The 6,194-nt window shown below is 32.2% G+C and carries 8 protein-coding genes; all 8 read left to right on the top strand.

Annotated elements, in window-relative coordinates:
- On the top strand, positions 1 to 513 hold a 513-nt coding region (locus tag A8L32_RS19430; protein ID WP_233145509.1), incomplete at its 5' end, for an MlaD family protein.
- Between the two features lie 229 nt (positions 514 to 742).
- Positions 743 to 1,054 (top strand): hypothetical protein, encoded by a 312-nt coding sequence (locus A8L32_RS19425; protein WP_066632780.1) that lies wholly within the window; start codon positions 743 to 745, stop codon positions 1,052 to 1,054.
- 554 nt (positions 1,055 to 1,608) lie between these two features.
- Entirely contained in the window at positions 1,609 to 1,962 is a 354-nt protein-coding gene (locus tag A8L32_RS23440; protein WP_143525172.1) for a hypothetical protein, read from the top strand.
- Positions 1,963 to 1,970: 8 nt separating this feature from the next.
- Entirely contained in the window at positions 1,971 to 2,171 is a 201-nt protein-coding gene (locus tag A8L32_RS19415) for a hypothetical protein (protein ID WP_066632772.1), read from the top strand.
- Between the two features lie 227 nt (positions 2,172 to 2,398).
- A complete protein-coding gene (locus tag A8L32_RS19410; protein WP_066632771.1) occupies positions 2,399 to 3,193 on the top strand; it encodes a DUF2971 domain-containing protein in 795 nt (264 codons plus the stop codon).
- Positions 3,194 to 3,409: 216 nt separating this feature from the next.
- Positions 3,410 to 4,351: a PGN_0703 family putative restriction endonuclease gene (locus A8L32_RS19405; RefSeq protein ID WP_066632770.1), complete on the top strand. Its 942-nt coding sequence runs from the start codon at positions 3,410 to 3,412 to the stop codon at positions 4,349 to 4,351.
- Between the two features lie 255 nt (positions 4,352 to 4,606).
- Positions 4,607 to 4,888 (top strand): hypothetical protein, encoded by a 282-nt coding sequence (locus A8L32_RS19400; protein WP_066632769.1) that lies wholly within the window; start codon positions 4,607 to 4,609, stop codon positions 4,886 to 4,888.
- 545 nt (positions 4,889 to 5,433) lie between these two features.
- Positions 5,434 to 6,183, top strand: a complete 750-nt coding sequence (locus A8L32_RS19390) for a DUF6794 domain-containing protein (protein WP_066632763.1) — start codon at positions 5,434 to 5,436, stop codon at positions 6,181 to 6,183.
- Positions 6,184 to 6,194: the final 11 nt, after the last annotated feature.

Raw genomic sequence — 6,194 nt, 5'->3', positions numbered from 1 at the left:
GGCTTCAATTTTAAAAATGCATACATAATGAAACGAATTTATTATTTGATAATATTAGCAATGACAATATTATTCTGTAATTGCACAAATTACAATAGGACATTATTTATGAAAGTTGAATCCATAGATGGTTTAGGCGAAAAAGGTGTTATGTATATTAATGGTTATAGTATTGGAAATGTTGACAAGATAAAAATAACACCCAAAGGAAATTTTATTATTAAACTTAATTTGTTTAAAGAAATAGAATTACCTATTGACTCAAAATTTGAAATACATCAGCAAGACATATTTGGTTCAAAACAAATTGAAGTAATTTTAGGTAATGATTCTCAACTTTTGAATAGTGGAGACACAATTGTTGGAGTAATGCATAACGAACAAGACAAGTTATATAAGTTTATCAATGGGATTGAGAGCACTTTTGAGAAAGCATTAGAAAATAAATCACAAGACTCTATACTTATAGAGCTACGCAGACTAAATGAAAATTTGGAAAAGCTGACTAAATAAAAAACTGAAGCCAACAAAAAATAAAGGGCATAGGCTGTCAGCATAATTTTGGAAGTTTTGCTCTTATAATAAGTTCGCCGAAGCTTTTGCTTCGGCTAGTGAAAATGATAAATTTATAACCAAAACAAAAGCTTCGGCTTGGAGGGATTTTGAAGGTTCGTTTTTTCAATTCAGCCTACGACCCCTTATTCGAGCCGTTGTAAACCATACACGCAAAATCGAAGAAAAAATGAAGAATCGCACACATATTGAGAAATCTTTTAGAATTGCAATTGTTATTTTAATATTGGTTTCAATTACACTTCTCAGTATTTTATTGAAAGCAGGAAGAAGTTTAGCTCTTGGAGAACTACTTATAGGACTCCCAATATTGATTGCCGGAATTCTTGGAATAGTCGGTTTTGTTCAAGGATTGAAAGGCAGAAAAGAGAATCTATCATTCAAGAAAATACTTGCCTTAATCGTTAACTCAGGAGTAGTAATTCTATTAGTTGGACTAATTGCCGCAAATGTGATTGACATATTAACAGCGTTTAATTAAGAATTGGAATTCATCGTATTTTTGACAAAAACTTAGACGTGAATTTATAAGGTTGATTTGTAGACTTACAGAAATTATTACAATTATGAAATAATAAAGTACGGTTTACAACAATAAATAAAGGGCATAGGCTGTAAGTATAAATTTGGGAGTTTTATGCAATTAATAAGTTCGCCGAAGCTTTTGCTTCGGCTAGTAAAAACAATAAATTTATAACCAAAACAAAAGCTTCGGCTTGGTGGGGTTTTGGAAGTTTGGTTTATCAAATCAGCCTACGACCCCTTATTCGAACCGTTGTGGGGCATTGAACAACGACACCTAGTAACATGACAAGAAACCTTAAAATATCGCTGATTATTTCAATTCTATTTGTCGGATTGATAAGATTTCGACCAATTTGGGAACGCAATCCAGGTGGAGACTGGAATATATTATTTTTCCTTGGAATTGCAGTTTTATTTTTCTGGCTGATTGTCAAGATAATTATTGAAATAATCCGCTTAATTAAGCAACGAAAAGGTTTGACTTTTAATTTATTCATCCCGACTTTAATTATGACAGTCTTACTTATAGATGGGATGTTTAATCCACTTAAAATAAATCTGGAGAAAATATATGGACAGGTGGATTTTCGTGCATGTTACGAGGGGACACAGAACCAAGCAACTTTTGAACTTAGAGAAACTGGAAAGTTTGAAATTCATTGGACAGGAGTTTTTTTCTACGATGAGTTTTTCATGGGTGAGTACAAAAAGAATGGAGACACGATTTTTCTTGACTTTGAAACTGAGATTCCACGAGATTTAAGTGATACTTTGATAATTGATGGAGATTATATTTATAGCTTAAAATCTGACTCTTTGATTTCTACTTATTTTTATTTAGGACATTGTAAAGGATTGAACTGATTTTTAAAATGATACTTAAAGAGTATAAAAAACAAAACGGAGAGATTATTAAATTTCCAATTGGTTTCAGTTTGAGAATTGAAGAAACTTCCAATTGTGTATATCAGATTGATTTATTTGATAATCAAGGACGAAGCATTGGTAATCATGGAACTGATTTGGACGAAATGATTGAACAAGCGGTTATTGATTTAAACAAAATGAGATGATAAACAACGACCCCACAACAATGTATAAAAAACATAAGTGGCTCAGTGGTTTACGAAACTTTCGAGCATTTAATCAGCTCCGCCAAATCTGCGATTTGACGGGTTTGTTTAATATTTTAAATTTGTATCAAAACGCAAATTTGGCTCAGTGCAAATTGACAGGTAAGTGCTTCGAAATCACTTACGTTTCTTATACTAACCGTTAGGCATTATTAAAAAAATAGACTGTGATAGTATACAAATACCGAGATTGGAATAATGTTTCTCATAGAAATTTATTGATTTATAACGAAATATATCTTGCATCTCCTAAGGATTTTAATGATCCATTTGATTGTAGAATTTACCCAAATTTCTTAAATCTTACTGATACTGAAAGAGAAGATTATCTCTCACGACTTGAAGTAATTGCAAAAAAAAGCAATGAAAGTAAGAAAGCTCTAATCGGACTTAAAGACTTAAAAGAAGCATTGGTTAATGATCCTCAGCTTCACCAAGACAGATATGTTAAGAAATTTATTGAGGAACAAGATAAATATTACGGAATTCTTTCGTTAAGCCTCAGGTGGAACAGTATACTCTTATGGTCTCATTATGCCAATTGCCATAGAGGTTTCTGCGTGGGATTTCATGAAAATAAACTAAGAGAATCAGGGCTCTTTGGTACAGGTGGAATTGTAAAATATGATGATCAATACCCAGAAATAAAACCAAGTAAAGATCAACACAGTAAAATGGAAAATTCATTTAAGGAAACCCATTCTAAATCTATAGATTGGAAATATGAGGAAGAATATAGACTGACAAAACTTTTTTTTCCTAAATCTCCTTTACCATTTGAACGCGTAATTAACTTTTCTGATGACTTTATTGCTGAAGTGGTTTTAGGGATTAATATTTCAGAAAAGCATAAAACTGAAATAATGGAAATCTGCGTGCGCAAAAGAATTCCTGTCTATTCAACCCAACCAGTACCATTTAGATTTGAAATTGAAAGAAACCGAATTAATAACAATGCCTAACAATAAATAAAGGGCATAGGCTGTCAGCATAAATTCGGGAGTTTTGCTCTTAAAATAAGTTCGCCGAAGCTTTTGCTTCGGCTAGTGAAAAGAATAAATTTATAACCAAAACAAAAGCTTCGGCTTGGTGGGATTTCGGAGGTTTGGTTTTTCAAAATCAGCCTACGACCCCTTATTCAAACCGTTAGCCATTATTAAGAAAGAAGCATACAGCAGATGAATAGTAGAAGAAAAGCAAAAGAATGGATTTTTCCTCGACACAAAGAATTTGAAAATGAATTGCGAATTTCATCTTCTGAGTGGTTTAGAGAAAATGGATTTGAGGTGCATAATAAAATGCCGTATTGTTTGGACAAACTTGATAATTGGAAAAACAACATTGTGTTACCCGAAGTCGCCAACTATATTGAGAGTTTCAGAGCGCAAAGTGAAAAAGACGGGAAACCTTTTCCTCTGCACAAATATGCTCATCATGGATTAAGTAGTCAAGCAATGGTTTTTAACTTGATTGGACCGTTGATTGCACGAAACGACTTGAAACCTCTAATAAAACTCCTTGAAACGAAAGGAATCTCAGGGAATTTCAAAAATGCAGAATTTGAATACGAGGACAGAAATGTATTTAACGAAGACACTGGACAACCGACATCCATTGATTTGGTGTTGTTTGATTCAGAAGATAAACCAACCATTTTTATAGAAAGTAAACTTGTTGAATCGGAATTTGGTGGATGTTCAGTTTTTAAAAAAGGTGATTGCTCTGGAAAAAATCCGATAAATGATTTAAATGAATGTTTTTTGCATTTTATCGGTCGGAAATATTGGGAACTGATTGAAAAGTATGACTTTACTGAAAATCTTGAAAACGAACGAATATGTGTTTTTGTAAATTATTACCAATTCTTCAGAGAGATTTTGTTGAGCATTGACAAAAATGGATATTTTGTTCTGCTATCTGACAATAGAAGCCCTGTTTTTGATTGCACAACTGAGGGAAAAAGAAAAGGATTGATTCCGTTATTAACTGAATTTGTACCTAACCAATACAAGGACAGAATTATTCAGATAACGGTTCAAGAAGTTGTAGAATATATTTCCAAATCAGGAAATCACAACGATTGGATTGATATTTTTAAAGATAAATATGGACTAAAATGATGAACAACAATGGCTAACAAAGTGTCATAAGCAATGCGGGCAACGTATTGTTTATGAGGGTTTGTGCGGTATTTGCGCTCCGCCAAATCTACGATTTGACAGAGCTGATTTAGAATTTGAAATTTACCTGTAAAATCGTAGTTTTGGCTACTTAGTTATTTGGAACAGTAGTGGGTTAAATCCCGCACTACTCATACACTAGGCCGTTGTGCCGCATGCAAGAACCCAAGTGCAAATAATTAGGGTTTAGGATAAGTGAAGAAGAAAAAAAAGATTCATAAAGATAAAAACGGGCGTGAATTTATTAAGGAATCTTACTTTGTTGCAAGGAAAATGAAATTTCGTAGGATTTATGTAATTGATGGGATTCCAGCAGATGAATTTTATGAGAAAAATGCGACTGACATAGATTTCTACATGAATGGAGACTATGAGTTAGTGAGTAATGAAAAAGATACTAATAATCATTTCGATGAGCAGACTAACATAGAGCTTAATTCAATTGATAAAGAGAAATTGAAAGATTTACCTTTTTAAAATATGACAAAAACCTGTGATTAATTTTGAAGTAAAATATAGATATGGTCTATTAGCAAAACTTCAAATTAGGATTGAATATTTTTAGCTGTAGAATTAAAATAATGATTTTCAATAAGTATGAAAAATAAAAGATTAAACTTTTGGTATTTTGTGATTTCGTCGCTAGTAATTACTGTAGTATTTATTCTTGATAAATTGTTGCTGATTAACATTAATAAGGTAATATACTACTCTCTAGCAGGACCTACTATTGGTGCCTTAGGGAATTATATAGTGATACGAATTCAAATGAAGAAACAGGAAATGCATTAATAATAAACAAGCACGACGGCACAACAATGCGTAATAAGTAATGCGGATTCAGATGTATTTGTGGGCATTTGTATAGTTTTTGAGTTCCGCCAAATCTACGATTTGACGAGCAATTATAATTTGAAAATTAGCTGTAAAATCATAGTTTTGGCTAAGTGTTTTTTGAAGTAGTAGCTCGTTAATATTCCGCACTACTCATACGCGCAACGTTGCCAACAATTAAAACGAACATGACAGCCAAACTGATAATTATACTGACCATATTTTCTACTTCGATTTTTGCGCAAGTTGATTGTGAGAAATATTCTGACAAGTATATTCCGATTGATTTGAATGATGCATTGAATTTTCTTGATTGTAAATGGAGTAAATCAGATAAGGATTCATTTAAAACTAAGCCAGAAAATGATGCGGTTACTGAAATGCATTTTGGGACAGGAATGGGAATTCGAAACAGTTGGGGATTATGGAAAGGAAATTCTGGAATTTCAAAATATTTTCGTGATTTAGGAATAAATCATCCAGATGATATGTCAGGTATCATTTTGACTTCATTTCATAGACACTTAAATGACACTGATATCAAACTTGATGAACAAGTAAAATTCTACACAGATTATTGGGAGAAATCGAAACAAGCGGAGATTAATAGAAAAAGAAAGAAATTTAATGAGTTTAGCGTTAATGACTCTGTTGATTTTCTATATAATTACGACTATGTATCAAAGGACCAGGAAGACAAAGACATGGATGATATTTGTATTGCCAAAGGATTTGTAATTTCAAAAGACACAATAGATTTAAGGCTTCAAGTCCGACTTCTTGAAAGTTGTGATGAAAAAGGAATCATTATTTCAAAAAGTGATATTTATATCCAAGAAGGAACTGAGTGGATATTAAAAGAAAAGGACAAAATCGAGATTATGAAAATAGGAGAAACTAAATGGACAAATTATGATATTTGGGAAACGATTGAATAAATAACTGTTGG

The organism is Labilibacter marinus (genome assembly GCF_001659685.2).
Classification (GTDB): domain Bacteria; phylum Bacteroidota; class Bacteroidia; order Bacteroidales; family Marinilabiliaceae; genus Saccharicrinis; species Saccharicrinis marinus.
The sequence above is the reverse complement of the archived record's forward strand: the minus strand, read 5'-3'. Positions and strand labels throughout refer to the sequence as shown.